This is a genomic window from Pararhizobium sp. IMCC21322 (assembly GCF_030758295.1).
Lineage (GTDB): Bacteria > Pseudomonadota > Alphaproteobacteria > Rhizobiales.
The window spans coordinates 3,706,903-3,733,046 of sequence record NZ_CP132335.1 but is presented as its reverse complement, the minus strand read 5'-3'; the positions used below and the strand labels follow the sequence as shown (position 1 = coordinate 3,733,046).

Below are 26,144 nucleotides of genomic sequence, written 5' to 3'. Positions count from 1 at the left end.
GCTTCCGCAAGGCGCGGATGAATGTGCAAGAGAGACAATTGTTTTGAAGGCCCGCAGAGTTGCTGATCTGAGCGGGATTTTTGAACAAGTGTCTGAAACGACATATGTTTTTAGAACGACATGAGGTGCCAAATGGCTGAGACTTATACAGGTCGCAAACAAGTTCGTAAATTCTTTGGTTCCATTCGCGAAGTGGCAAGCATGCCAAACCTGATCGAGGTGCAGAAGGCATCGTATGATCAGTTTCTTCAGGCAGATAAATTGCCCGGAGAACGACCTGAAGAAGGGCTCCAGGCGGTTTTCAAATCGGTTTTCCCGATTTCTGACTTTGCCGGTTCTTCGCTTCTGGAATTTGTCGAGTACGAATTTGAAGCGCCAAAATATGACGTCGAAGAGTGCCGTCAGCGCGGCATCACCTTTGCTGCGCCATTGAAGGTGCGTTTGCGCCTTATCGTGTTTGATATTGACGAAGACACAGGCGCAAAGTCGGTCAAGGACATCAAGGAGCAGGATGTCTACATGGGCGACATGCCGCTGATGACCGGCAATGGTACCTTCGTTGTCAATGGCACAGAGCGTGTGATTGTCTCCCAGATGCACCGTTCACCCGGCGTGTTCTTCGACCACGACAAAGGCAAGACGCATTCATCTGGCAAGCTGTTGTTCGCATCCCGCATTATTCCTTATCGTGGCTCCTGGCTCGATATCGAGTTTGATGCCAAGGATATCGTGCATGCGCGTATTGATCGTCGTCGGAAAATTCCGGCCACGACGCTTTTGTTTGCGCTTGGTCTGGATAGTGAAGAAATTCTCGATACGTTCTTCAACATCATCACCTTCAGCCGCATCAAGGATGGATGGCGCAAGCCGTTTGACGCCTCCAAGATGCGCGGCACCAAAGCTGTTGTTGATCTGATTGATGCTGATAGCGGCGAAGTGATCGTTGAGGCAGGCAAGAAGCTGACTGCGCGCGCCGCACGCGATTTGGCAGAGAAGGGCGTCAAGGCGCTCAAGGTTAGCAATGAAGATCTGATCGGTGAGTTTATTGCTGAAGAGATCGTCTCTATGGAAACCGGCGAAATCTTCATTGAAGCCGGTGATGAGATCACCGAAGAGAACCTCGTTCTGTTGGAAGAGATGGGCTACAATGACGTGCCCGTTCTGGACATCGACTATGCGAATGCGGGTCCATACATCCGCAACACGCTGGCTGCTGACAAGAATGAAAGCCGCGAGACTGCGTTGTTCGATATTTACCGCGTCATGCGTCCGGGCGAACCGCCCACCATGGAAAGCGCGGAAGCCATGTTCAACTCGCTGTTCTTCGATTCAGAGCGCTATGATTTGTCTGCGGTTGGCCGTGTGAAGATGAATATGCGTCTTGATCTGGATGCTGAAGACACGGTTCGTGTTCTGCGCAAGGATGACATTCTGGAAGTTGTCAAAACGCTGGTTGGTTTGCGTGATGGCAAAGGCGAGATTGACGATATTGACAATCTTGGCAACCGTCGCCTGCGCTCCGTTGGCGAGTTGATGGAAAATCAGTACCGGGTTGGTCTGCTGCGGATGGAACGCGCCATTAAAGAGCGCATGTCCTCTGTGGAAATCGACACGGTGATGCCTCAGGATCTCATCAATGCCAAGCCTGCTGCGGCAGCTGTGCGTGAGTTCTTCGGGTCTTCCCAATTGTCCCAGTTCATGGATCAGACCAATCCTCTGTCTGAAATCACCCATAAGCGCCGTCTTTCGGCGCTTGGACCAGGTGGTCTGACACGTGAGCGTGCCGGTTTTGAGGTGCGCGATGTGCATCCGACCCATTATGGACGTATCTGCCCGATTGAGACCCCAGAGGGGCCAAACATTGGTTTGATCAACTCACTGGCCACTTTTGCGCGCGTCAATAAATATGGCTTTATCGAGAGCCCATATCGCACAGTGGAAGATGGCAAGGTCACCGACAACGTCATCTATCTCTCCGCTATGGAAGAGGCCAAGCATGTTGTGGCTCAGGCGAACGCGCTTTTGAGTGATGATAATAGTTTCATCAACGAAATGGTTACATGCCGCAAGTCAGGCGATGTGCTGTCAATGCCAGCGGACGCTGTGACATTGATGGATGTGTCGCCGAAGCAGCTTGTGTCTGTTGCCGCTGCGCTTATTCCATTCCTGGAAAACGATGATGCGAACCGGGCCTTGATGGGCTCCAATATGATGCGTCAGGCTGTGCCGCTTCTGAAAGCCGAGGCTCCGTTTGTGGGAACCGGCATGGAAGCTGTCGTTGCGCGCGATTCCGGTGCTGCCATTACCACGCGCCGTACCGGTGTTGTGGATCAGGTGGATGCAACCCGTATCGTGATCCGTGCGACAGAAGAGTTGGACCCGTCGAAATCAGGTGTCGATATTTATCGTCTGATGAAGTTCCAGCGCTCCAATCAGGATACCTGCATCAACCAGCGTCCGCTTGTGGAAGTTGGCGAGCAGGTGAAGAAGGGTGACATCATCGCTGATGGCCCATCTACCGAGTTGGGTGATCTGGCTCTTGGCAAGAACGTGCTCGTCGCATTCATGCCGTGGAACGGTTACAACTTCGAGGATTCCATTCTCATCTCCGAACGCATCGTACGTGATGATGTGTTCACTTCCATTCATCTGGAAGAGTTTGAAGTGATGGCACGTGATACGAAGCTTGGCCCTGAGGAAATCACACGTGACATTCCGAACGTCTCGGAAGAAGCGCTGAAAAACCTTGATGAGGCAGGTATCGTTTATATCGGTGCTGAAGTGGATCCGGGCGACATTTTGGTCGGCAAGATCACGCCAAAGGGTGAAAGCCCGATGACACCGGAAGAAAAGCTTCTGCGTGCGATCTTTGGTGAGAAAGCATCTGATGTGCGTGACACATCCTTGCGTTTGCCACCAGGTGTGACCGGAACCGTTGTGGAAGTGCGTGTTTTCAACCGTCACGGCATCGAAAAAGATGAACGTGCCATGGCGATTGAACGCGAGCAGATTGAAACGCTTGCAAAAGATCGTGATGATGAGCAGGCCATTTTAGACCGGAACGTCTATAGCCGTCTGTCAGATATGATCCGTGGCAAAACTGCTGTTGCCGGACCGAAGAACTTCAAGAAAGGCACGGAAGTCACCGATGAGCTTCTGGATGAGTATCCACGGTCTCAGTGGTGGTTGCTGGCTGTCGAAGACGACAAGCTCATGGGCGAGTTGGAAGCTCTGAAAGAGCAGTATGATGACAGCCGCAAAGAGCTGGAAACACGCTTCCTCGACAAGATTGACAAATTGCAGCGTGGTGACGAGTTGCCACCGGGTGTGATGAAAATGGTCAAAGTCTTCGTGGCTGTGAAGCGCAAGCTGCAGCCAGGTGACAAGATGGCCGGTCGTCACGGCAATAAGGGGGTTGTATCCCGCATCGTTCCGATCGAAGACATGCCATATCTGGAAAATGGTACACAGGTCGATATCGTGCTCAACCCGCTTGGCGTGCCAAGTCGGATGAATGTGGGTCAGATTCTGGAAACCCATCTTGGCTGGGCCTGTGCAGGGCTTGGTCTGCAGATTGGCGAACAGGTTCGTGATTACCAGAAAACCAGCGATATCAAGCCTTTGCGCAACATGCTGGAAGATATTTACGGCGAGAACGCCCAGAATGACAACATTGTTGATCTGGACGATGCTTCGGTGCTGAAACTGGCCACAACGCTGAAACGCGGTGTGCCAATGGCAACACCAGTGTTCGATGGTGCACGGGAGCCCGATGTGGTGACCATGCTGGAAAAAGCCAAGCTGGACGGATCTGGACAAAGCACCCTGTATGATGGGCGTACTGGAACCCAGTTCGATCGTCAGGTCACTGTGGGTTACATCTACATGTTGAAACTTCATCACCTTGTGGATGATAAGATTCACGCCCGTTCGATTGGACCATACTCGCTTGTGACCCAGCAGCCGCTGGGTGGTAAAGCGCAGTTTGGTGGCCAGCGCTTCGGGGAGATGGAGGTCTGGGCACTTGAGGCCTATGGCGCTGCCTACACCCTGCAGGAAATGCTGACCGTCAAATCCGATGACGTGGCCGGTCGTACAAAGGTTTACGAAGCCATTGTACGCGGTGACGATACGTTTGAGGCGGGTATTCCGGAAAGCTTTAACGTGCTTGTCAAGGAAATGCGTTCACTGGGTCTGAATGTGGAGTTGCAAAACACACTGGAAGATCTCAGTGCCGAGAATGATGAACAACCGCAGATCGACGCGGCGGAGTAATTCCGCCGCGCGAAGTGGACTTGTTGTACGTACCGTTTTTTAGGCTGATTGGAATGGACTTGATCAGCCGCTCTAAAGGAGAAATCCATGAATCAGGATGTGATGAACGTTTTTGGCACTCAGGCGCCCGCACAGACGTTTGACCAGATCAAGATTTCTATCGCCAGCCCGGAGAAAATTCTTTCCTGGTCGTTCGGCGAGATCAAAAAACCAGAAACCATCAACTACCGGACATTCAAGCCGGAGCGTGATGGCCTGTTCTGCGCGCGCATTTTTGGCCCTATCAAGGACTATGAATGCCTGTGCGGCAAATATAAGCGGATGAAGTATAAAGGCATTATTTGCGAGAAATGTGGTGTTGAAGTTACGCTGTCTCGTGTGCGACGCGAGCGTATGGGCCATATTGAGCTTGCTGCGCCGGTCGCCCATATCTGGTTCCTGAAATCACTGCCATCACGCATTGGTCTGCTGATGGACATGACCTTGAAGGATCTCGAGCGGATTCTTTATTTTGAGAATTACGTCGTGATCGAACCTGGTCTGACCGCATTGAAAGAGCGTCAGCTTCTGTCTGAAACCGAAATGGTTGAAGCACAGGATCAGTATGGTCCCGATGCGTTCACAGCCATGATCGGCGCTGAAGCTATTCGTGAAATGCTGATGAACCTGGATCTGCAGCGTCTCAGCGAGGAAATCCGCGTTGAGATTTCCGAAGCAACCACAGAGTTGAAGCCGAAGAAGCTGGCCAAGCGTCTTAAAGTCATCGAAGCGTTCATTGATTCCGGCAATCGTCCGGAATGGATGATCATGACTGTCGTCCCTGTTATTCCGCCAGATCTGCGTCCATTGGTGCCGCTTGATGGTGGCCGCTTTGCGACATCAGATTTGAACGATCTTTACCGCCGCGTGATCAACCGGAACAACCGTTTGAAGCGTTTGATGGAATTGCGTGCACCGGACATCATCATCCGAAACGAAAAGCGGATGCTGCAGGAGGCTGTTGATGCGCTGTTTGATAATGGCCGTCGTGGTCGTGTCATTACGGGTACCAACAAGCGTCCACTGAAATCCCTTTCCGACATGCTGAAAGGCAAGCAAGGCCGTTTCCGCCAGAACTTGCTCGGCAAGCGTGTGGATTATTCCGGACGTTCCGTCATCGTGGTGGGACCGGAATTGAAGTTGCATCAGTGTGGTCTGCCGAAGAAAATGGCGCTGGAGCTGTTCAAACCGTTCATCTATTCGCGGTTGGACGCAAAGGGCTATTCATCCACGGTGAAACAGGCCAAGAAGCTGGTTGAAAAAGAGCGGCCCGAAGTCTGGGATATTCTGGACGAGGTTATTCGCGAACACCCGATCATGCTGAACCGTGCCCCAACGCTTCACCGTCTTGGCATTCAGGCATTTGAGCCTGTTCTGATTGAAGGTAAGGCTATTCAGCTTCATCCCTTGGTTTGTGCCGCGTTTAACGCTGACTTTGATGGCGATCAGATGGCCGTTCACGTTCCGCTGTCGCTGGAAGCGCAGTTGGAAGCACGCGTGTTGATGATGTCGACCAACAATGTTCTGCATCCTGCCAATGGTCAGCCGATTATTGTGCCGTCACAGGATATTGTTCTGGGTCTCTATTACCTGTCACTTCAGTCTGACAATGAGCCGGGTGAAGGCATGGCGTTTGGCGATATTGCCGAAGTTCAGCACGCGCTGGACAATGGTGTCGTTACGCTGCACTCCAAGATCAGGGGTCGTTTCCTGACAGCTGATGAAGATGGCAATGTCGTCTCCGGAATTCACGAGACATCGCCGGGCCGTATGTTGATTGGTGATCTTCTGCCGAAGCATCACAATGTGCCTTACGACACATGCAACCGCCTGATGACCAAGAAAGAAATCTCCGGCATGATTGATGTGGTGTATCGCCACTGCGGTCAGAAGGAGAGTGTTATCTTCTGTGACCGCATCATGCAGCTTGGTTTCAGCAACGCATTCAAGGCCGGCATTTCCTTTGGTAAGGATGACATGGTTATTCCCGATACCAAAAAAGGTCTCGTGGAAGAAAGTCGCTTGCTGACCAAGGAATATGAGCAACAATATAATGACGGTCTGATTACCCAGGGCGAGAAATACAACAAAGTCGTAGATGCCTGGGCCAAATGTACCGACAAAGTTGCTGACGAGATGATGAAACGCATCTCATCGGTTCAGATGGATGAAGAAACCGGACGTCAGAAGCCGATGAACTCGGTCTACATGATGTCGCATTCCGGTGCACGTGGTTCACCCGCGCAGATGAAGCAGTTGGCTGGTATGCGCGGTCTGATGGCGCGTCCGGATGGCTCGATCATTGAATCTCCGATCATCGCCAACTTTAAAGAAGGCCTTACCGTGATGGAATATTTCAGTTCCACCCACGGGGCTCGTAAAGGCCTTGCGGATACGGCACTGAAAACAGCCAACTCCGGTTATCTGACCCGTCGCCTCGTGGATGTTGCGCAGGATTGCATCATCACCAAGGAAGATTGTGGAACCGACGACGGTTTGACCGTTCAGGCCGTGGTGGATTCCGGTCAGGTTGTAGCGACTTTGGGCATGCGCACATTGGGCCGTACAACGGCTGCTGATGTGATCACCATGGACGGCGTAACCGTTGTGCCGCAGAACACTTTGATCCAAGAAAAAGAAGTGGACATGATTGAAACTGCTGGTATCCAGTCAGTGAAAATCCGTTCGGTTCTGACCTGTAAGAACAAAGTTGGCGTATGTGGTGCGTGTTACGGACGTGATCTGGCGCGTGGTACAACCGTCAATATGGGCGAAGCTGTCGGCGTGATCGCAGCTCAGTCTATCGGTGAGCCTGGCACACAGTTGACCATGCGTACCTTCCACATTGGTGGTACGGCACAGGTGGTCGATAGTTCCTTCATCGAAAGTAACTTTGACGGCACTATCAGCCTTCGTAACCGCAATGTTGTGCGCGATTCTGATGGCAAGTTGATTGCCATGGGTCGTAACATGTCTGTGCTCATCACCGATGAGCAGGGCGCGGAAGTCGCGGTTCACCGCATCAATTATGGTGCTCGTGTCCATGTTGACGATGGCGACAAAATCAAATCCGGTCAGCGTATCTCTGAATGGGATCCGTATACACGCCCAATTCTCACCGAAGTTGGTGGTGTGGTTGAGTATGAAGATCTGGTCGACGGTTTGTCTGTGTCGGAGAATGCGGATGAGGCAACCGGCATCACCAAGCGTGTTGTGACCGATTGGCGCAGCAGTTCAAAGGGTGGCGATCTTAAGCCAGCCATGACTGTGAAAGACAAGAATGGTGAGGTCTACAAACTCGACCGCGGTCGTGAAGCCCGTTATCAATTGTCTGTGGATGCTGTTCTGTCAGTTGATCCAGGTTCATCGGTCAAGGCCGGCGATGTTTTGGCTCGTATTCCGCTGGAAAGTGCGAAAACAAGGGACATCACCGGCGGTTTGCCGCGTGTGGCCGAACTGTTCGAAGCGCGTCGTCCAAAGGATCATGCCATCATTGCCGAAATTGGCGGTACAATCCGCTTTGGTCGCGACTACAAGAACAAGCGTCGTATTGTGATTGAGCCGCTTGATGAGACCATGGAGCCACAGGAATACCTTATTCCGAAGGGCAAACCATTCCATCTGCAGGATGGTGATGTGGTTGAAAAGGGCGATTACATCATGGATGGCCTGCCAGCACCGCATGATATTCTGGCGATCAAGGGCGTGGAGGAACTGGCTTCCTATCTCGTCAATGAGATTCAGGATGTCTATCGACTGCAGGGCGTTGTCATCAACGATAAGCATATCGAGGTGATTGTCCGTCAGATGCTGCAGAAGGTCGAAGTGACTGAAGCCAATGATGCCGACTATCTGAATGGCGAGCAGGTCGACCGTATCGAGTTTGAGACCAACAATGAAAAGCTGGTTGACGAAGGCAAAACGCCTGCAACGGCCAGCCCGGTTCTGCTTGGTATCACCAAGGCCAGCCTGCAGACGAAGTCGTTCATTTCTGCTGCCTCGTTCCAGGAAACAACACGTGTCCTGACCGAAGCTGCTGTGAACGGCAAGGCTGATACGCTGGAAGGCCTGAAAGAGAACGTTATCGTGGGTCGTCTGATCCCGGCCGGTACAGGCGGTGCTATGAACCGCATGAAAATCATTGCAGGTCGCCGTGATGATTTGATTTTGGATGAGCGTAAGAAGGCTTCTCTGGCCTCTGCTGCCGAAGCGGCTGCAGAACCAGCTGCTGAAGGTCTCTAACCAGCTTCCAGACCGCGCGAAGATTGAAAAGGCCGCCAAACTTGTTTGGCGGCCTTTTTGTTTGCAGCAGCGCAATCAGGATTGACAGGAGAAACGTGTCACATCCAATCCAGATGCCAGCTTCCAGGCGATTTCATTTAACCCTGACGTAAACCCGGCAACAGACATCAGACAAATGCCGCATTTATTTCCCGGTCGATGTCGGGCAGCCGAATTGAATGAGGCTCAATACGCTTTGGGTGTGCGAATAGTTGATTAATGCGGCGCCTTTTTTAAAAACTCCGACGTTGAGTTTCGGGTCCCTTGCCATTAGAAGCGCAGCAAATGATCTCAAATCTTGGAAGAAACTGGAATGGGTAAAGATATATACGTTGTCGTCGGTGAGGGCGGAGTTCACAAAACCCTGGTTGGTGAAGCCGGGCCAAAGGACCAGCCTGAGTATGAATTTCAAATCTTTCTACAGGCCGACGATCTGGACATGGCAGTGTCACTGGCCGCTGAGTACATGGCAAATGAAGGCTGGCAGGGAATCGATTGGCAAAAGGGCGGCATTGTTGACGAATCTATGATCGATGAGGAGGTTGAAGAGGCCTTCGAACGGGCTGTTGCCGGCGAAGTGGCGGCCATTATCTATGCGTCATCGGGGACGGAACTGGACTAAACGGAACGACAATCGCAGTTTTCGATTTGGCCACGCAATTTCTGCAAATCATTGCCCTGTTTTTCGCATGATTCAGCAAGTTTCAGGGTTTTTGTGGCTGTCGAAAAAAGTCCCCAGATTAGACTTGACGCGTGACGGTGATGGCCATATGTTTCGCGCCATAAGAAGACAGGTCGTGAAACACACAGTCTGCGGCGACGCGCCAAAGATAAAGTTTTAAACACTGTCTTATATAAGCGACTGAAAATACGGGTTCATGACCGCGGCTTAGCTGTGGTCCTCTGGTTAGCCGGCTCCACCATCCTCGCGGATGGAATGGGGCTTTTGTGTATGTTTATACGCAAGCCGGGGCGTGGATCCGATATCCAGTCATCTGTTAGAGATTTTAAGCCGAACGGCTGAGAGAGACGGCATGCCAACGATTAACCAGTTGATCCGGAAGCCACGCAAGGCGCCAGTCAAGCGGAACAAAGTTCCAGCGCTTGAAGCAAACCCTCAGAAACAGGGTTCATGCACCCGCGTGTACACAACCACTCCAAAAAAGCCGAACTCGGCTTTGCGTAAAGTTGCAAAGATTCGTTTGCGCAATGGTTTTGAAGTCATCGGATACATTCCAGGTGAGGGTCACAACCTCCAGGAATTCTCCGTTGTATTGATCCGTGGCGGCCGCGTGAAGGATTTGCCCGGTGTTCGTTACCACGTCATTCGCGGCGTTCTCGATACACAGGGCGTCAAAGACCGTAGGCAGCGCCGTTCCAAATATGGCGCTAAGCGTCCGAAATAAGAGGGCATAGATATGTCTCGTCGTCACAGAGCTGAAAAGCGCGATATCATTCCTGATCCGAAATTCGGAGATGTCGTTCTTTCCAAATTCATGAACAGCGTTATGCAGGACGGCAAGAAGTCCGCCGCTGAAAGCATTGTTTACGGTGCCATGGATATCATGAGCGCAAAAACGAGCCAGGACCCTGTTGTTCTTTTCCATCAGGCTCTTGAGAACGTAATGCCTCAGGTTGAGGTTCGCTCCCGCCGTGTTGGTGGTGCTACCTACCAGGTTCCTGTTGAAGTTCGTAACGAGCGCCGTCAGGCGCTGGCTATTCGCTGGTTGATAATTGCTGCACGCAAGCGCAACGAAACAACCATGATTGATCGTCTTTCGGGCGAATTGCTGGATGCAGCTAACAATCGTGGTTCTGCTGTTAAGAAGCGCGAAGACACGCATAAAATGGCTGACGCTAATAAAGCGTTCTCCCATTATCGCTGGTAATTTTTGAGAGACTTTCCGTCATGACTCGCAGTCACAAGATTGAAGACTACCGCAACTTTGGCATTATGGCCCATATTGATGCGGGTAAGACAACTACCACCGAGCGTGTGTTGTATTACTCTGGTAAAAGCCACAAAATTGGCGAAGTCCATGATGGCGCGGCCACCATGGATTGGATGGAGCAGGAGCAGGAGCGTGGAATCACGATTACCTCAGCTGCGACCACCACTTCCTGGAATGGCAAGCTTCTGAACATTATTGATACACCAGGACACGTTGACTTCACGATTGAAGTAGAGCGTTCTTTGCGTGTTCTTGATGGTGCTGTTGCATTGCTGGATGCCAATGCCGGTGTTGAGCCGCAGACAGAAACTGTCTGGCGTCAGGCTGACAAATACAATGTACCGCGCATGATCTTTGTCAATAAAATGGACAAGATCGGTGCTGACTTCTACCGCTCCGTTGAGATGGTTAAAGAGCGTCTTGGTGCAACTGCTGCGCCTATCCAGCTGCCAATCGGCGCTGAGAACGATTTCCTTGGTGTTATCGATCTTGTTGAAATGCGCAGCATCACATGGGAAGAAGAAAAGCTTGGTGCCGAATATGTTTATGGTGAAATTCCAGAAGACATGCTTGATCAGGCTGTTGAGTATCGTGACAATCTGATCGAGATTGCTGTGGAAGCTGAAGAAGCAGCCATGGAAGCTTATCTGGAAGGCGATATGCCTGACAATGCGAAGCTCAAATCCCTGATCCGGGCCGGAACAATCCACAATTTGTTTGTTCCAATCCTTTGCGGAACGGCATTTAAAAACAAGGGTGTTCAGCCTTTGCTCGATGCCGTTGTCGACTATCTTCCAAGTCCGGTTGATGTGCCTGCGATTGCTGGTATTGATCCCAAGACCGATGAGCCTATAACACGCAACTCCAGCGACGAGTCTCCACTTTCAATGCTGGCTTTCAAGCTGATGGATGATCAATACGGCTCTTTGACTTTCTGCCGTATTTATTCCGGCAAGCTGGAAACTGGTTCAACTCTGCTCAATTCCGTGAAGAACAAGCGTGAGCGTATCGGCCGTATGGTTCAGATGCACTCCAATTCACGTGAAGAGATCAAAGTGGCATATGCCGGTGATATTGTTGCCATCGTTGGTCTGAAGGATACAACAACGGGCGATACACTGTGCGATCCTGTCAAGCCGGTTATTCTGGAACGTATGGAATTCCCAGAGCCTGTGATCGAAATTGCGATCGAGCCTAAAACCAAGGCTGACCAGGAAAAAATGGGCGCTGCCCTGCATCGTCTTGCTGCTGAGGATCCTTCCTTCCGCGTGAAGCTTGATGAAGAATCCGGACAGACAATTATCGCCGGAATGGGCGAGTTGCATCTCGACATTATCGTTGATCGCATGAAGCGTGAATTCAAGGTTGAAGCGAATATTGGTGCACCTCAGGTGGCCTATCGTGAAACTATTACCCGCGCTGCTGAAATTGACTACACCCATAAGAAACAGTCCGGCGGTTCCGGTCAGTTTGCGCGCATCAAGATTATTTTCGAACCAGGCGAGCCGGGATCAGGTTACGTGTTTGAAAGTAAAATTGTCGGCGGTAATATTCCTCGCGAATATATCCCGGGCGTTGAAAAGGGTGTTGGCAGTGTCATGTCATCTGGTCCGGTTGCCGGTTTCCCGATGCTCGACATCAAAGCAACACTTATCGATGGTGCTTACCATGATGTTGACTCCAGCGTTCTGGCATTCGAGATCGCAGCGCGTGCTGCGTTCCGTGAAGGTGCTGTAAAAGCTGGTGCAGTTCTTCTGGAACCAATCATGTCCGTTGAGGTTGTGACCCCAGAAGACTACATGGGTGACATTATCGGCGATTTGAACTCACGCCGCGGTCAGATTACCGGCTCGGAAAGTCGCGGAATTGCGACAGTCGTGAGTGCCATGGTTCCTTTGGCAAACATGTTCGGTTACGTGAACAATCTGCGCTCATCGAGCCAGGGACGTGCTCAGTACACCATGCAGTTTGACCATTATGAGCAAGTGCCTCAGCAGGTCGCTAAAGAAGTGCAAGAAAAGTTCGCGTAAGCCTTACGCGGTTCACTTAAACAAAGATCAGAAATTGCCACCAAGGTGGCTCGAAATACGGAGAAGTTCCGATGGCCAAGGAAAAGTTTGAACGCAATAAGCCACATGCGAACATTGGCACGATTGGTCACGTTGACCACGGCAAGACAACGTTGACAGCAGCGATTACCAAGTTTTTTGGTGAATTCAAGGCTTATGATGAGATTGATGGCGCGCCAGAAGAGAAGGCCCGTGGCATTACGATTTCCACGGCTCACGTTGAGTATGAAACGGAAGCGCGTCACTATGCGCACGTTGATTGCCCCGGCCACGCCGATTATGTAAAAAACATGATCACTGGTGCCGCTCAGATGGATGGTGCCATTTTGGTTGTGTCCGCAACAGATGGTCCAATGCCTCAGACCCGCGAGCACATTCTGCTTGCCCGTCAGGTTGGTGTTCCCTCTCTTGTTGTGTTCATGAACAAGGTTGATCAGGTTGACGATGAGGAGCTTCTTGAGCTCGTCGAGATGGAAATCCGTGAACTGTTGTCCATGTACGAATTCCCTGGTGATGATATTCCAGTGACCATGGGGTCTGCGCTTGTTGCTCTTGAGGGCGGCGATGCGAAGATGGGTGAAGATGCCATTCGCGCTTTGATGCAGACTGTGGATGATTACATTCCTCAGCCGGAACGTCCGATTGATCTGACGTTCCTGATGCCGATTGAAGATGTGTTCTCGATTTCCGGTCGTGGTACGGTTGTAACGGGCCGTGTTGAGCGTGGCGTTATCAAGGTTGGTGACGAGATTGAAATCGTTGGCATCCGTGACACACAGAAATCGATCTGTACCGGTGTTGAAATGTTCCGCAAGCTGCTGGACAGTGGCCAGGCTGGTGACAACATTGGTGCTTTGTTGCGTGGTGTTCAGCGTGAAGATGTTGAGCGTGGTCAGGTTCTTTGTAAGCCTGGTACGGTTAAGCCACACACGAAGTTCAAGGCAGAAGCTTATATTCTGACGAAGGAAGAGGGTGGTCGTCACACACCATTCCTGACCAACTACCGTCCACAGTTCTACTTCCGTACAACGGATGTGACCGGTGTTGTTCAGCTTCCAGAAGGTACAGAAATGGTCATGCCTGGCGACAACATCGAAATGGATGTCGAGCTGATCGTGCCAATCGCAATGGAAGAGCGCCTGCGCTTCGCCATTCGTGAAGGCGGACGTACCGTCGGTGCCGGCATCGTTGCAAGCATCATCGAATAATACTTAAGAGCCATTCGGACCTGCCCGGCATCTAAAGCCAAGGGGCAGGTCTTCAAAGGACAGATCCATGAACGGTCAAAACATCCGCATTCGCCTAAAGGCGTTCGACCACCGCGTGCTAGACGTGTCGACGAAAGAAATCGTCTCCACAGCTAAGCGCACAGGTGCTCAGGTGCGTGGCCCAGTACCACTGCCGACACGCATAGAAAAATTCACGGTGAACCGTTCACCTCATATCGACAAGAAAAGTCGCGAACAGTTCGAAATTCGGACACATAAGCGTCTTCTCGACATCATCGACCCGACACCGCAGACAGTGGACGCGCTTATGAAGCTCGACCTTGCGGCCGGTGTCGACGTCGAGATCAAGCTTTAAAGCGGCGGGGGAATGAAGATGACCAGGCGCTCTGGTGTTATCGCACAAAAAATGGGTATGACCCGCGTCTATAGCGACGCTGGGGAACACATTCCGGTAACTGTCCTTAAAGTGGACAATTGCCAAGTTGTGGCTCAACGTACAGTGGAGTCGAATGGCTATACAGCCCTTCAGCTCGGCGTTGGTACCCGCAAGGTTAAAAACACGCCGAAAGCTCTTCGGGGGCATTTTGCTGCCTCTAATGTTGAGCCGAAGCGTCGTGTGGCTGAATTCCGCGTAAGCGAAGACAGTTTGGTTGATGTGGGTGCAGAAATCACCGCTGACCATTTTGTCTCCGGACAATATGTGGATGTTGTGGGCACATCGATCGGTAAAGGTTTTGCCGGTGCGATGAAGCGTCACAATTTTGGCGGCATGCGTGCTTCTCACGGTGTATCAGTCTCCCACAGGGCACACGGTTCTACCGGCCAGTGTCAGGATCCGGGCAAGGTTTTCAAAGGCAAGAGGATGGCTGGCCATCTTGGTGCTGAGCGTGTGACCACCCAGAACCTGGTTGTCGTAAAGACAGACGCAGACCGTGGACTTATCCTGGTAAGGGGCTCTGTTCCCGGTGCCAAGGGCGGCTGGATCATGATTTCTGACGCGATCAAGCGCACACTTCCTGCTGAGGCTCCAATGCCGGCTGCCATTCGCGCATCCGCTACGGCTCCTGTTGCTGAAGAAGCGCCTGCAGAAGCGCCAGCTAGCGAAGAGAGTGCAGAATAATGAAACTCGCTGTTAAAACACTTGATGGCGCCGATGCGGGGTCCGTCTCTGTTGCAGATGACGTGTTTGGTCTTGAGCCACGCACTGACATTCTGCACCGTATGGTCCGCTATCAGCTGGCCAAGCGTCGTGCTGGCACGCATGCGGTGAAGAACCGTGGTGATGTTGTTGGCTCGACACGGAAATTTGTTAAGCAAAAAGGCTCTGGCGGCGCGCGTCACGGCAATAAAAAGGCGCCTCAGTTCCGTTCTGGTGGCCGTGCATTTGGTCCCGTTGTTCGTGACCATGCAACGGATCTTCCGAAAAAGGTTCGGGCGCTGGCTCTGAAACATGCTTTGTCTACAAAAGCCAAGGCTTCCGAGTTGATCGTGCTGGAAGATGCAAATCTTTCCGACGCAAAGACAAAGGTTCTGACAGCTAAGCTGAAGGAATTGGGTGTGAGCAACGCATTGGTGATTGACGGCGCAGAGGTGAATGAAAACTTCGCACGTGCTGCCGGCAACATTGCGCAGCTCGATGTGCTGCCAATACAGGGCATTAATGTTTACGACATTCTGCGTCGTGACGTTCTGGTTCTGACAAAGGCTGCACTTGGTGCACTTGAGGAGCGTTTCAAATGATCAAGCTGTCCGCATATGACGTTATCGTCAGCCCGGTTATCACCGAGAAATCAACCAATGCTTCCGAGCATAATCAAGTTGTTTTCAACGTGGCACCGACAGCGACGAAACCAGAAATCAAATCTGCAGTCGAAAAACTGTTTGGTGTGAAGGTCGAGAAGGTCAACACACTTGTCCGTAAGGGCAAGGTCAAACGCTTTCGCGGTATCAAAGGTCGCCAGTCTGACGTGAAAAAAGCAGTCGTCACGTTGAAAGACGGTGAGACCATCGACGTAACGACCGGTCTTTAGGCCGGGTTGCGACAAGGGAATAGGCAAGAACAATGGCATTGAAAAAGTTCAAACCGAATACACCGGGCCAGCGCCAGCTGGTGATTGTGGATCGGTCCGGCCTTTGGAAGGGTAAACCAGTCAAAACTTTGACTGAGGGACTTTCCAAATCCGGTGGTCGTAACAATACAGGTCGCATTACATCACGCCGTCGTGGTGGTGGTCACAAGCGTACCTATCGTGTGATTGATTTCAAACGCACGAAACTGAACGTTGAAGCGACTGTAGAGCGTCTGGAATATGATCCAAACCGCACCGCTTTCATCGCGCTGATCAAATATAGCGATGGTGAGCAGGCCTATATTCTGGCACCACAGCGTTTGCAGGTTGGTGACAAGGTTATTGCCAGCGAAAAAGCAGACGTGAAACCTGGCAACGCCATGCCATTGGGTGCCATGCCTGTTGGAACCATTATCCACAATGTGGAAATGAAGCCTGGTAAGGGTGGTCAGATCGCTCGCTCAGCCGGTGCTTATGCGCAATTGGTTGGTCGTGATTCCGGTTATGCTGTCATTCGTCTGAATTCAGGCGAACAGCGCCGTGTACCATCTGCCTGTATCGCTTCAGTTGGTGCGGTTTCAAACCCGGATCACGGCAATATCAGCCTTGGTAAAGCCGGCCGATCCCGCTGGTTGGGCCGTCGTCCAAGTGTTCGTGGTGTTGCCATGAACCCGGTCGATCACCCACATGGTGGTGGTGAGGGTCGTACATCGGGTGGTCGTCATCCGGTTACGCCTTGGGGCAAGCCGACAAAAGGCAAGAAGACACGTCGCAACAAAGCGACTGATAAATTCATTCTGCGCTCGCGTCATGCGCGCAAAGGTCGTTAGAGGTTCATAGTGGCACGTTCTGTTTGGAAAGGTCCGTTTGTCGACGGATATCTGTTGAAAAAGGCCGAGAAAGCTCAGGCTTCGGGTCGCAACGACGTGATCAAGATCTGGAGCCGTCGCTCCACTGTCTTGCCGCAGTTCGTTGGTCTGACCTTTGGCGTTTACAACGGTCATAAGCACATTCCGGTGCAGGTTTCGGAAGATATGATTGGCCATAAATTTGGCGAATTTGCTCCGTCCCGCACTTATTACGGTCACGGCGCCGATAAGAAGGCGAAGAGGAAGTAATCATGGGTAAGTCAAAACGCGAACGCGTATTGGGTGACAGCCAGGCGAAAGCGGTCGTACGCAATCTGCGCGTCAGCCCCCAGAAACTGAACCTGGTTGCGGCAACGATCCGCGGCAAGAAGGTTGAAAAGGCTTTGGCCGAACTCTCTTTCTCGCCCCGTCGTATCGCTTCCAGTGTGAAGGCAGGGCTTGAGTCCGCAATTGCAAACGCTGAAAACAATCACGATCTTGATGTAGATGCGCTGGTTGTGTCTGAGGCTTATGTCGGTAAAAGCATCGTTATGAAGCGCTGGCAGCCACGTGCTCGTGGCCGGGTTGGCCGCATCATAAAACCTTTTGCAAATCTGACGATTGTTGTTCGTGAAGTTGAGGAGACAGCTTAATGGGAAATAAAGTAAGCCCGATTGGCCTGCGCCTCGGCATCAACCGGACATGGGATTCACGCTGGTTCGCCAACACTGGTGAATATGGCGTTCTGCTTCATGAGGACATGCGCATTCGCAAGTTTTTGGAAGCTGAATTGAAACAGGCTGCTGTTTCAAAAATCGTCATCGAGCGTCCGCACAAAAAGTGCCGTGTCACCATCTACAGCGCCCGTCCAGGCATTGTGATTGGCAAGAAGGGTGCAGACATCGAGAAACTGCGCAAGAAGATCGGCGCAATGACCACGTCTGATGTGCATCTCAACATTGTTGAAGTGCGCAAGCCAGAGGTTGATGCGAATTTGATCGCTCAGTCGATTGCTCAGCAGTTGGAGCGTCGTGCTTCTTTCCGCCGTGTCATGAAGCGTGCTGTTCAAAATGCCATGCGCCTTGGCGCTGAAGGCATCCGGATCAATTGTGGCGGTCGTCTTGGCGGTGCCGAGATCGCTCGTGTTGAATGGTATCGTGAGGGGCGGGTCCCGCTTCATACGCTGCGTGCTGATATCGATTATGGAACCTACGAAGCCTCTACGGCCTACGGTATCATTGGAATTAAGGTTTGGGTCTTCAAGGGCGAAATCATGGAACACGATCCCATGGCGTCCGAGCGTCGTATGAACGAAGGTCCTGAAGCAAATCGTCGTCGACCATCAGCGTAAGCGCTGGGTCGAAGATACAGAAATAAGAGCGAGGGCAGGCAATTATGCTGCAACCGAAGCGAACAAAATTCCGCAAAGCGCATAAAGGCCGTATCCACGGTCTTGCAAAAGGCGGAACAGATCTGAATTTTGGTGCTTTTGGCTTGAAAGCATTGGAACCAGAGCGTATTACAGCGCGACAGATCGAAGCTGCTCGTCGTGCAATGACACGTCATATGAAGCGTGCAGGCCGTGTCTGGATCCGTATTTTCCCGGATGTTCCAGTATCCAGCAAACCTACCGAAGTCCGTATGGGTAAAGGTAAGGGTTCGCCGGACTATTGGGCCGCCCGTGTAAAGCCGGGTCGGATCATGTTTGAAATTGACGGTGTAACACCGGAAGTTGCGCGCGAAGCGTTTCGTCTGGCGGCAGCAAAACTGCCGATCAAGACCCGTTTTGTGCAGCGTATCGGCGAATAGCCGAGACTAGAGAATTTGGTGAAGGTTTGAGCCATGAAGGCAGATGATTTGGCAACTAAGACCGTCGACGAGCTCGCTGATGAGCTCGTTAAGTTGAAAAAAGAGCAGTTCAATCTGCGTTTTCAACGTGCGACGGGACAGTTGGAGAACACAGCACGGTTTCGGCAGTTACGCCGGGATATCGCGCGGATTAATACAGTAGCCACGCAAAAGCGTGCCGCTGCTGCGGTAGGCTAAGGAGGCCTCGATGCCAAAACGTATTTTGCAGGGCGTCGTTGTCAGCGACAAAAGCGACAAAACAGTAGTTGTCAAAGTGGAGCGTCGTTTTACGCACCCACTTTTGAAAAAGACTGTGCGTCGGTCCAAAAAGTATAAAGCGCATGATGAGACTAATCAGCGCAAAACCGGTGAACTGGTATCCATTGAGGAAACCAAGCCGATTTCGAAAGACAAGACCTGGATTGTGGTCGAAAACGCTTAAGCAGGCGATTTTGATTTCACCGGGAGCAAACAACTGGAACGTTCAGCAGTCGGAAATTGCTGTTCAACAACATAAAGGCAGCCAGTTATGATTCAGATGCAAACCAACCTCGAGGTGGCCGATAATTCCGGCGCACGTCGTGTGCAGTGCATCAAGGTGCTTGGTGGTTCCAAGCGCAAATATGCATCCGTGGGCGACATTATTGTCGTCAGCGTTAAAGAGGCTATTCCACGGGGCCGTGTTAAAAAAGGCGACGTGCTGAAAGCTGTTGTTGTGCGGACCCGTAAGGATCTGCGCCGTGCCGATGGCAGCGTAATCCGTTTCGACGGAAACGCAGCTGTGATCGTGAACAATAACAAGGAGCCAATTGGCACCCGCGTTTTTGGTCCGATCCCACGCGAACTGCGCGCCAAGAACCACATGAAAATCATCCAGCTCGCGCCAGAGGTGCTCTAATGGCTGCTAAATTGAAAAAAGGCGACCGCGTTGTGGTTCTGACCGGCAAGGATAAGGGTCGCAGTGGCGAGATTATCCGGGTCGTACCAAAAGATGGCCGTGCTTTCGTAACCGGTATTAATATGGTGAAGCGGCATCAGCGTCAGACACAGGACACTGAAGGCGGTATTATCAACAAGGAAGCAGCTATCCAGTTGTCCAATCTCGCATTGGAAGACCCCAAGGATGGCAAGCCGACCCGTGTTGGTTTCAAGACAAATGATGATGGCAAGAAGGTTCGCTTTGCGAAGCGTTCCGGAGAAATGATCGATGGCTGATGTTGCAACGCAAGCCCGGCTTAAAGGGCATTACAACGACGTTATTCGCGCTAAACTGATTGAAGAGTTTGGTTACAAGAACCCAATGCAGGTTCCAGCGCTTGAAAAAGTCGTGATCAATATGGGCATCGGCGAAGGTGTTGGTGATCAGAAGAAGGTTCGGGCAGCTGCCGAGGATCTTTCACTGATCGCTGGTCAGCGGGCTGTTATTACAAAAGCTCGTAAATCTATCGCTGGCTTTAAAGTTCGTGATGGCATGGCCCTTGGTACGAAGGTCACCCTTCGTAAGACCAGAATGTATGAATTTGTGGATCGGTTGGTAACAATCGCACTGCCACGCGTTCGTGACTTTCGTGGTCTGAACCCGAAGAGCTTTGATGGAAATGGCAATTTTGCCATGGGCATTAAAGAGCATATCGTGTTCCCCGAAATCGAATACGACAAGGTGGAGCAGGTTTGGGGCATGGACGTTATTGTCTGTACAACTGCAGATAATGATGATGAAGCACGAGCATTGCTCAAGGCATTGAACTTTCCATTCCCTAAGTAAGGGATTTGGAAACGAGTCGCTAAGGACTAAGACGCATGGCTAAAAAAAGCGCTGTTGAAAAGAATAATGATCGCCGTAAACTGGTGGACAAGTATGCTGCGAAGCGTGCTGCCCTCAAGGCGAAAACACGGGATGAGAGTGTTCCTGCTGAGGAACGGTTTCTGGCCCATTTGGAGTTGGCTGAATTGCCTCGCAATTCATCTAAAACTCGTGTTCGTAACCGCTGCGAAGTCTCCGGACGTCCGCGTGGTTTCTATCGTAAATTGAGAATGTCGCGTATCGCGCTGCGTGAACTTGGTTCCGCCGGCAAAGTGCCTGGCCTCGTCAAGTCCAGCTGGTAAGGAGAAACAGTCATGTCAATGTCTGATCCACTCGGCGATATGCTGACCCGTATTCGCAACGCTCTGATGCGCGGTAAGAGCTCCTGCTCAACACCTGCATCCAAGTTGCGTGCACGTGTTCTGGATGTGCTTCAGTCTGAAGGGTACATCCGTGGCTATAGTGAAGTTGAGTACGACAAGGGTAAATCGGAGTTTCAGATCGAACTGAAATATTTTGATGGCGACCCTGTTATTCAGAAAATCGAACGGGTATCCAAACCTGGCCGTCGTGTTTACGCCGGTGCAGATGGTATTCCCCGGGTTGCTAATGGACTGGGTGTTTCTATCGTGTCTACGCCGCGTGGCGTGATGGCCGATCATGAAGCACGGACCCAGAATATTGGCGGTGAGGTATTGTGCCGCGTCTTCTAAGACACTGGCATGGTCGTGAAGTTTAACGGGAATTGGACAGGTAAGTCAGATGTCTCGGATTGGTAAAAAAGCAGTGGCGGTCCCTACGGGGGTAACAGCCACGATTGATGGCCAGCAGGTCAACGTCAAAGGCCCCAAGGGTGAATTGTCAGCCGTATTGGTTGATAAGGTACTTGCATCCATGGGTGATGATGGCATTGAAGTGAAGCCGGTTGATAGTTCTAACCAGGCGCGTGCCATGTGGGGTATGTCCCGCACAATCATCGAGAATTTGATGATTGGGGTTACAGAGGGCTTCAAAAAAGAATTGCAGATCAACGGTGTTGGTTACCGTGCAGCCGTGCAGGGCAAGAACCTGCAATTGGCGCTCGGCTTCAGCCACGAAGTTCTGTATGAAATTCCTGAAGGCATTCAGATTGCCTGTGCAAAGCCCACTGAAATCAGTGTGTCTGGCATAGACAAGCAGAAGGTCGGTCAGGTTGCGGCTGAAATTCGCAAATATCGTCCGCCTGAGCCCTATAAGGGCAAAGGCGTCAAATATGCGGATGAATACATCTTCCGCAAAGAAGGCAAGAAGAAGTAGCGGCTGATATCATGGCAAAGAATATGACACTTTTTGAACGTCGTCGCGCCCGTGTTCGTCGTTCGCTTCACAAGACTTCAACTGGTCGTCCGCGTTTGAGCGTACACCGGTCGTCTAAAAACATTTACGCTCAGATCATTGATGATGCGGCTGGCAAGACACTTGCTGCGGCTTCCTCTTTGGATAAAGAGCTGCGCTCCGGTCTGAAAACCGGCGCTGACAAGGATGCGGCTGAAGCCGTTGGCAAGCTGGTTGCAGAACGTGCAGCCACTGCTGGCGTCAAGCAGGTTGTGTTTGACCGCGGTGGATTCATCTACCACGGTCGCGTGAAAGCGCTTGGAGATGCTGCCCGTGCAGGTGGCCTGGAATTCTAAGGCTGTTTAAGGCCTGATTGATACTAACTGGGACTGGTTCCCACAGAATTGGAAAGAGTGAACATGGCTGGCAGAGATCGTGAAGAGCGCGACAGCGAATTCGTCGATAAGCTTGTACACATCAACCGTGTGGCCAAAGTGGTCAAGGGTGGCCGTCGCTTCGGCTTTGCCGCTTTGGTGGTTGTCGGTGATCAGAAAGGTCGTGTTGGCTTTGGTCACGGTAAGGCTCGTGAAGTTCCCGAGGCAATCCGCAAGGCGACTGAAGCTGCGAAACGCGGCATGATCCGTGTGCCGCTGCGCGAAGGTCGGACATTGCATCATGATGCATCCGGTCGTCACGGAGCAGGACGTGTGACAATGCGGTCGGCACCTGCCGGTACCGGTATTATTGCTGGCGGACCAATGCGTGCGATTTTCGAAACCCTGGGTGTTCAGGATGTTGTTGCGAAATCTGTTGGGACGTCAAATCCTTACAACATGATCCGGGCAACCTTCGAAGCTCTCAAGAATGAGAACAGCCCGCGCAGCGTGGCCTCTCGTCGTGGGATCAAGGTATCAACATTGCAGTCTCGCCGTACACCGGCTGAAGGCGGCGAAGTGGCGGAAGCTTAGGCTTCCCAATAGAATTGAGTGGAGGCCATCATGGCTGATAGCAAGAAAAATACTGTTACGGTTGTTCAAACGGGAAGCCCATTGCGGCGTCCTCAGGAACAGCGCGCAACGCTTGTGGGTCTTGGCCTTAACAAGATGCAACGCCAGTCTGTACTTGAAGATACACCCGCTATCCGGGGCATGATCCGCAAGGTCAGCCATCTGGTTCGGGTGGTCGAGTAGGCTAAACGTTGCAAACAATAATCATGGTCGCCTTGAAATTGGTGGCTTGAACCTCGATATCTGCCACACGATATCAGCCGATATGAAGGCGTCAGTGTCGCGGCAAGTCTGGAATTGAAACGATGAAACTCAATGAACTTCAGGACAATGATGGTGCTGTAAAGAACCGGATGCGCGTCGCACGTGGCATTGGTTCCGGCAAGGGTAAAACCGGCGGACGTGGCGTCAAGGGCCAGAAGTCCCGCAGTGGTGTATCCATCAAGGGCTTTGAGGGCGGTCAGATGCCGCTTCACAGGCGCTTGCCGAAACGTGGCTTCAACAATATTTTCTCAAAGAAATTCAACGAAGTGTCTTTGGGCCGCATTCAGACAGCAATTGATGCTGGAAAGCTGGAAGCAGGCAACACTGTAGACGCGGATGCTCTTATTGCAGCAGGCGTGGTACGCCGTGTAAAAGACGGTATTCGCCTTGTTGGCGGTGGCGAGTTGAAAAGCAAAGTTACGCTTGCAGTTGCTGGCGGTTCAAAACCGGCGCTTGCAGCGGTAGAAAAAGCTGGCGGATCTGTCACAATCATTGAGACAAAATCCGACGCAAAAGAGACTGGTGGCGACGCCTGATAAAACCCCGTTTGACAGCCAGGCCGAAGGCAATTCTTTCTTCTTGTCGCGAGCCCGGAATTGTTTAGGCGGTGTTTGGAGAAAAATGAATGGCTTCAGCAGCTGAACAACTCGCGTCAAATATCAATTTTGGCGCATTTTCCAAAGCAACTGAACTCAAGAAGCGCATCTGGTTTACACTGGGTGCGTTGCTTGTTTTTCGGCTTGGAACCTACATCCCATTGCCAGGTATTGATCCTGATGCGTTTGCCGCGGCCTTTGATCAGGCGCAGCAGGGTGTCATCGGTCTGTTCAACATGTTTTCCGGTGGTGCTGTTGAGCGGATGGCAATTTTTGCGCTCGGCATCATGCCCTACATCTCCGCTTCGATTATCATTCAGCTGATGACGACAGTTGTTCCAACACTGGAGCAATTGAAGAAAGAGGGCGAGCAGGGCCGGAAAAAGATCAACCAGTATACCCGTTACGGCACGGTTTTTCTGGCAGTGCTTCAGTCCTATGGTATTGCAGCCGGGCTTGAGGGCGGTACCAATATTGTTACCGATCCAGGCTGGTTCTTTAAGCTGTCGACGATCATTTCCCTGACGGGGGGTACAATGTTCCTGATGTGGCTGGGTGAACAGATCACCGCGCGCGGCATTGGTAATGGCATTTCGCTGATCATCTTTGCTGGCATTGTTGCCGGCCTGCCAGGCGCTATTGCCGGCACACTGGAGCTTGGCCGTCAGGGTGCGATTTCAACGTTACTCATTCTGATCATTATTGTTTTGGCTATTGCCACAATCATGCTGATCGTCTTTGTGGAGCGGGCGCAGCGGCGTCTGCTCATTCAGTACCCCAAGCGGCAAATGGGCAATCGTATGTTCCAGGGTGATTCGTCTCACCTGCCATTGAAACTGAACACAGCGGGTGTGATCCCGGCGATCTTTGCGTCATCGCTTCTGTTGCTGCCGACGACTGTTGCAGGCTTTGCAAGCGGAACCGGGCCTGAATGGCTGAACGCTGTTGCTGCCTGGCTTGGCCACGGTCAGCCGCTTTACATGATTTTCTACGCGTCCATGATCGTGTTCTTCTGTTTCTTCTACACTGCCATCGTGTTCAATCCGGCAGATACAGCAGATAATCTGAAGCGTCATGGCGGCTTTATTCCGGGCATCCGTCCGGGTGAGCGCACGGCCACCTATATTGATTATGTTCTGACCCGTGTGACTGTGGTCGGTGCCATATTCCTGGTTGTTGTGTGTCTTCTTCCTGAATTTTTGATTTCTGCTACCGGCGTTCCCTTCTACCTTGGTGGGACTTCCCTTTTGATCGTGGTCAGCGTAACCATGGATACGGTTTCTCAGGTGCAGGGCCATTTGCTCGCGCACCAATATGAGGGGCTTGTCAAAAAGTCGAAGTTGCGCGGGGGAAAACGTAGATGAGATTGATATTGCTGGGGCCTCCAGGGGCAGGTAAGGGGACCCAGGCACAGTTCATGGTGGAACAACACGGCATAGCCCAGTTGTCTACCGGGGACATGCTGAGGGCTGCAGTTGCAGCCAAGACAGCAATCGGCCTTCAGGCCAAGGAAATTATGGACCGTGGCGATCTGGTATCCGACGAAGTTGTCGTCGGTATTGTATCGGACAGGGTTGATGAACCGGATTGTGCAAAGGGTTTCATCCTTGATGGATTTCCGCGCACAGTTGCCCAGGCTGAAGCATTGGATGAAATGCTGGAGCAAAAGGGTTTGAGACTGGATACGGTGATTGAACTTGCCGTTGACGAAGGAATTCTTCTGGACCGTATTGTCAAGCGGGCTGAAGAAACAGAAGGCGGTCCGCGCGCGGATGACAATGCTGAAGCACTTGCCAAGCGTTTGTCAGTGTATCGTGAGCAGACACAGCCATTGATTGATTATTATAGCGGAACAGGATTGCTTAGTTCCGTCGATGGTATGCAATCCATGGACGAAGTAAGGGCGTCAATCGAGACGGTCTTGAAAGAGATAGCGTAACGGGTCATCTATTAGGAATTGGCGGTTGACGACTCGGTCCCAACTCCTATAGATAACCGCAAATACATTGAATGACTGACCACATTGGGGCCGGAAAAACCGGGGCCGAGGTGGTCATGTTCGTTCTAATGGAAGCAGATTTACTTCATCAGCGACAGTTCTGATGATCCATTAAGGAGAGACGGTTTTGGCACGTATTGCTGGCGTCAACATTCCGACCAACAAACGCGTGGTCATAGCCCTGCAGTATATTCACGGCATTGGTGCCGCGAAAGCTCGGGAAATTGTGACCAAGGTCAACATTCCGGTGGAACGCCGGGTGAACGAACTGTCCGATTCGGAAGTTCTGCAGATTCGTGAATCCATCGACCAGGACTATATGGTTGAAGGTGATCTGCGCCGCGAGCGGGCTATGAATATCAAACGTCTGATGGATCTGGGCTGCTATCGCGGTCTGCGTCATCGTCGTGGATTACCGACACGTGGTCAACGGACCCATACCAATGCCCGCACCCGTAAGGGTCCGGCCAAGGCAATTGCCGGTAAAAAGAAATAATTAATTACTGACATTCTTCGGATTGTTCGGTGGAGCCGCTGGTTTACGGCGGTG

At 51.7% G+C, this 26,144-nt stretch carries 31 protein-coding genes; all 31 read left to right on the top strand.

Features of this window, described 5'->3' with window-relative positions; translation table 11 throughout:
* Nucleotides 1-132: 132 nt before the first annotated feature.
* The 31 genes from rpoB (at nucleotide 133) to rpsM (ending at nucleotide 26,090) form a co-directional block, all read left to right on the top strand.
* Entirely contained in the window at nucleotides 133-4,275 is a 4,143-nt protein-coding gene (rpoB, locus tag RAL91_RS17555; protein ID WP_306257551.1) for a DNA-directed RNA polymerase subunit beta, read from the top strand.
* A gap of 87 nt (nucleotides 4,276-4,362) precedes the next feature.
* A complete protein-coding gene (gene rpoC, locus RAL91_RS17550) occupies nucleotides 4,363-8,556 on the top strand; it encodes a DNA-directed RNA polymerase subunit beta' (RefSeq protein ID WP_306257550.1) in 4,194 nt (1,397 codons plus the stop codon).
* Between the two features lie 352 nt (nucleotides 8,557-8,908).
* Entirely contained in the window at nucleotides 8,909-9,217 is a 309-nt protein-coding gene (locus RAL91_RS17545; protein WP_306257549.1) for a hypothetical protein, read from the top strand.
* 412 nt (nucleotides 9,218-9,629) lie between these two features.
* A complete protein-coding gene (gene rpsL, locus RAL91_RS17540) occupies nucleotides 9,630-10,001 on the top strand; it encodes a 30S ribosomal protein S12 (RefSeq protein ID WP_306257548.1) in 372 nt (123 codons plus the stop codon).
* A 12-nt stretch (nucleotides 10,002-10,013) separates the two neighbouring features.
* Nucleotides 10,014-10,484 (top strand): 30S ribosomal protein S7, encoded by a 471-nt coding sequence (rpsG, locus tag RAL91_RS17535; protein WP_306257547.1) that lies wholly within the window; start codon nucleotides 10,014-10,016, stop codon nucleotides 10,482-10,484.
* Nucleotides 10,485-10,504: 20 nt separating this feature from the next.
* The gene (gene fusA / locus RAL91_RS17530; protein ID WP_306257546.1) at nucleotides 10,505-12,577 is read left to right on the top strand and encodes an elongation factor G; all 2,073 of its coding nucleotides are present in this window, start codon (nucleotides 10,505-10,507) and stop codon (nucleotides 12,575-12,577) included.
* Nucleotides 12,578-12,648: 71 nt separating this feature from the next.
* Nucleotides 12,649-13,824, top strand: coding sequence for an elongation factor Tu (tuf, locus tag RAL91_RS17525; RefSeq protein ID WP_306257545.1), 1,176 nt, complete (start codon nucleotides 12,649-12,651; stop codon nucleotides 13,822-13,824).
* 67 nt (nucleotides 13,825-13,891) lie between these two features.
* The gene (gene rpsJ, locus RAL91_RS17520; protein ID WP_306257544.1) at nucleotides 13,892-14,200 is read left to right on the top strand and encodes a 30S ribosomal protein S10; all 309 of its coding nucleotides are present in this window, start codon (nucleotides 13,892-13,894) and stop codon (nucleotides 14,198-14,200) included.
* An 18-nt stretch (nucleotides 14,201-14,218) separates the two neighbouring features.
* Entirely contained in the window at nucleotides 14,219-14,965 is a 747-nt protein-coding gene (gene rplC / locus RAL91_RS17515; RefSeq protein WP_306257543.1) for a 50S ribosomal protein L3, read from the top strand.
* On the top strand, nucleotides 14,965-15,585 hold the full coding sequence (gene rplD / locus RAL91_RS17510; protein ID WP_306257542.1) for a 50S ribosomal protein L4: 621 nt from the start codon (nucleotides 14,965-14,967) through the stop codon (nucleotides 15,583-15,585). Before rplC ends, rplD begins: the two co-directional genes overlap by 1 nt.
* Nucleotides 15,582-15,875 (top strand): 50S ribosomal protein L23, encoded by a 294-nt coding sequence (locus RAL91_RS17505; RefSeq protein ID WP_306257541.1) that lies wholly within the window; start codon nucleotides 15,582-15,584, stop codon nucleotides 15,873-15,875. Before rplD ends, RAL91_RS17505 begins: the two co-directional genes overlap by 4 nt.
* A 32-nt stretch (nucleotides 15,876-15,907) precedes the next feature.
* A complete protein-coding gene (gene rplB, locus RAL91_RS17500) occupies nucleotides 15,908-16,744 on the top strand; it encodes a 50S ribosomal protein L2 (protein WP_306257540.1) in 837 nt (278 codons plus the stop codon).
* Between the two features lie 9 nt (nucleotides 16,745-16,753).
* A complete protein-coding gene (gene rpsS, locus RAL91_RS17495; protein ID WP_306257539.1) occupies nucleotides 16,754-17,032 on the top strand; it encodes a 30S ribosomal protein S19 in 279 nt (92 codons plus the stop codon).
* A gap of 2 nt (nucleotides 17,033-17,034) precedes the next feature.
* Nucleotides 17,035-17,415, top strand: coding sequence for a 50S ribosomal protein L22 (rplV, locus tag RAL91_RS17490; RefSeq protein WP_306257538.1), 381 nt, complete (start codon nucleotides 17,035-17,037; stop codon nucleotides 17,413-17,415).
* Entirely contained in the window at nucleotides 17,415-18,113 is a 699-nt protein-coding gene (gene rpsC, locus RAL91_RS17485; protein WP_306257537.1) for a 30S ribosomal protein S3, read from the top strand. The genes rplV and rpsC overlap by 1 nt, the downstream gene beginning before the upstream one ends.
* A gap of 44 nt (nucleotides 18,114-18,157) precedes the next feature.
* Nucleotides 18,158-18,571: a 50S ribosomal protein L16 gene (rplP, locus tag RAL91_RS17480; RefSeq protein ID WP_306257536.1), complete on the top strand. Its 414-nt coding sequence runs from the start codon at nucleotides 18,158-18,160 to the stop codon at nucleotides 18,569-18,571.
* A 33-nt stretch (nucleotides 18,572-18,604) separates the two neighbouring features.
* Nucleotides 18,605-18,808 carry a 50S ribosomal protein L29 gene (rpmC, locus tag RAL91_RS17475; RefSeq protein WP_306257535.1) on the top strand — a complete coding sequence of 68 codons (204 nt, stop codon included), beginning with the start codon at nucleotides 18,605-18,607 and terminating at the stop codon, nucleotides 18,806-18,808.
* Between the two features lie 10 nt (nucleotides 18,809-18,818).
* Nucleotides 18,819-19,052 (top strand): 30S ribosomal protein S17, encoded by a 234-nt coding sequence (gene rpsQ, locus RAL91_RS17470; protein ID WP_306257534.1) that lies wholly within the window; start codon nucleotides 18,819-18,821, stop codon nucleotides 19,050-19,052.
* An 87-nt stretch (nucleotides 19,053-19,139) separates the two neighbouring features.
* Nucleotides 19,140-19,508, top strand: coding sequence for a 50S ribosomal protein L14 (gene rplN, locus RAL91_RS17465; RefSeq protein WP_306257533.1), 369 nt, complete (start codon nucleotides 19,140-19,142; stop codon nucleotides 19,506-19,508).
* Nucleotides 19,508-19,825 (top strand): 50S ribosomal protein L24, encoded by a 318-nt coding sequence (gene rplX / locus RAL91_RS17460; RefSeq protein ID WP_306257532.1) that lies wholly within the window; start codon nucleotides 19,508-19,510, stop codon nucleotides 19,823-19,825. The genes rplN and rplX overlap by 1 nt, the downstream gene beginning before the upstream one ends.
* Entirely contained in the window at nucleotides 19,818-20,375 is a 558-nt protein-coding gene (gene rplE, locus RAL91_RS17455) for a 50S ribosomal protein L5 (RefSeq protein ID WP_306257531.1), read from the top strand. The genes rplX and rplE overlap by 8 nt, the downstream gene beginning before the upstream one ends.
* Nucleotides 20,376-20,410: 35 nt before the next feature.
* Nucleotides 20,411-20,716: a 30S ribosomal protein S14 gene (gene rpsN, locus RAL91_RS17450; RefSeq protein WP_306257530.1), complete on the top strand. Its 306-nt coding sequence runs from the start codon at nucleotides 20,411-20,413 to the stop codon at nucleotides 20,714-20,716.
* A 12-nt stretch (nucleotides 20,717-20,728) separates the two neighbouring features.
* The gene (rpsH, locus tag RAL91_RS17445; RefSeq protein WP_306257529.1) at nucleotides 20,729-21,127 is read left to right on the top strand and encodes a 30S ribosomal protein S8; all 399 of its coding nucleotides are present in this window, start codon (nucleotides 20,729-20,731) and stop codon (nucleotides 21,125-21,127) included.
* Nucleotides 21,128-21,176: 49 nt separating this feature from the next.
* The gene (gene rplF, locus RAL91_RS17440; RefSeq protein WP_306257528.1) at nucleotides 21,177-21,710 is read left to right on the top strand and encodes a 50S ribosomal protein L6; all 534 of its coding nucleotides are present in this window, start codon (nucleotides 21,177-21,179) and stop codon (nucleotides 21,708-21,710) included.
* An 11-nt stretch (nucleotides 21,711-21,721) separates the two neighbouring features.
* Nucleotides 21,722-22,084, top strand: a complete 363-nt coding sequence (gene rplR, locus RAL91_RS17435; protein WP_306257527.1) for a 50S ribosomal protein L18 — start codon at nucleotides 21,722-21,724, stop codon at nucleotides 22,082-22,084.
* Between the two features lie 63 nt (nucleotides 22,085-22,147).
* Nucleotides 22,148-22,696, top strand: coding sequence for a 30S ribosomal protein S5 (gene rpsE, locus RAL91_RS17430; protein ID WP_306257526.1), 549 nt, complete (start codon nucleotides 22,148-22,150; stop codon nucleotides 22,694-22,696).
* A 30-nt stretch (nucleotides 22,697-22,726) separates the two neighbouring features.
* Entirely contained in the window at nucleotides 22,727-22,918 is a 192-nt protein-coding gene (gene rpmD / locus RAL91_RS17425) for a 50S ribosomal protein L30 (RefSeq protein WP_306257525.1), read from the top strand.
* A gap of 122 nt (nucleotides 22,919-23,040) precedes the next feature.
* A complete protein-coding gene (gene rplO / locus RAL91_RS17420) occupies nucleotides 23,041-23,535 on the top strand; it encodes a 50S ribosomal protein L15 (RefSeq protein ID WP_306257524.1) in 495 nt (164 codons plus the stop codon).
* A gap of 89 nt (nucleotides 23,536-23,624) precedes the next feature.
* The gene (gene secY / locus RAL91_RS17415) at nucleotides 23,625-24,959 is read left to right on the top strand and encodes a preprotein translocase subunit SecY (RefSeq protein WP_306257523.1); all 1,335 of its coding nucleotides are present in this window, start codon (nucleotides 23,625-23,627) and stop codon (nucleotides 24,957-24,959) included.
* A complete protein-coding gene (locus RAL91_RS17410; RefSeq protein ID WP_306257522.1) occupies nucleotides 24,956-25,534 on the top strand; it encodes an adenylate kinase in 579 nt (192 codons plus the stop codon). Before secY ends, RAL91_RS17410 begins: the two co-directional genes overlap by 4 nt.
* 187 nt (nucleotides 25,535-25,721) lie before the next feature.
* On the top strand, nucleotides 25,722-26,090 hold the full coding sequence (gene rpsM / locus RAL91_RS17405) for a 30S ribosomal protein S13 (protein WP_306257521.1): 369 nt from the start codon (nucleotides 25,722-25,724) through the stop codon (nucleotides 26,088-26,090).
* The last annotated feature ends 54 nt before the right edge of the window (nucleotides 26,091-26,144 follow it).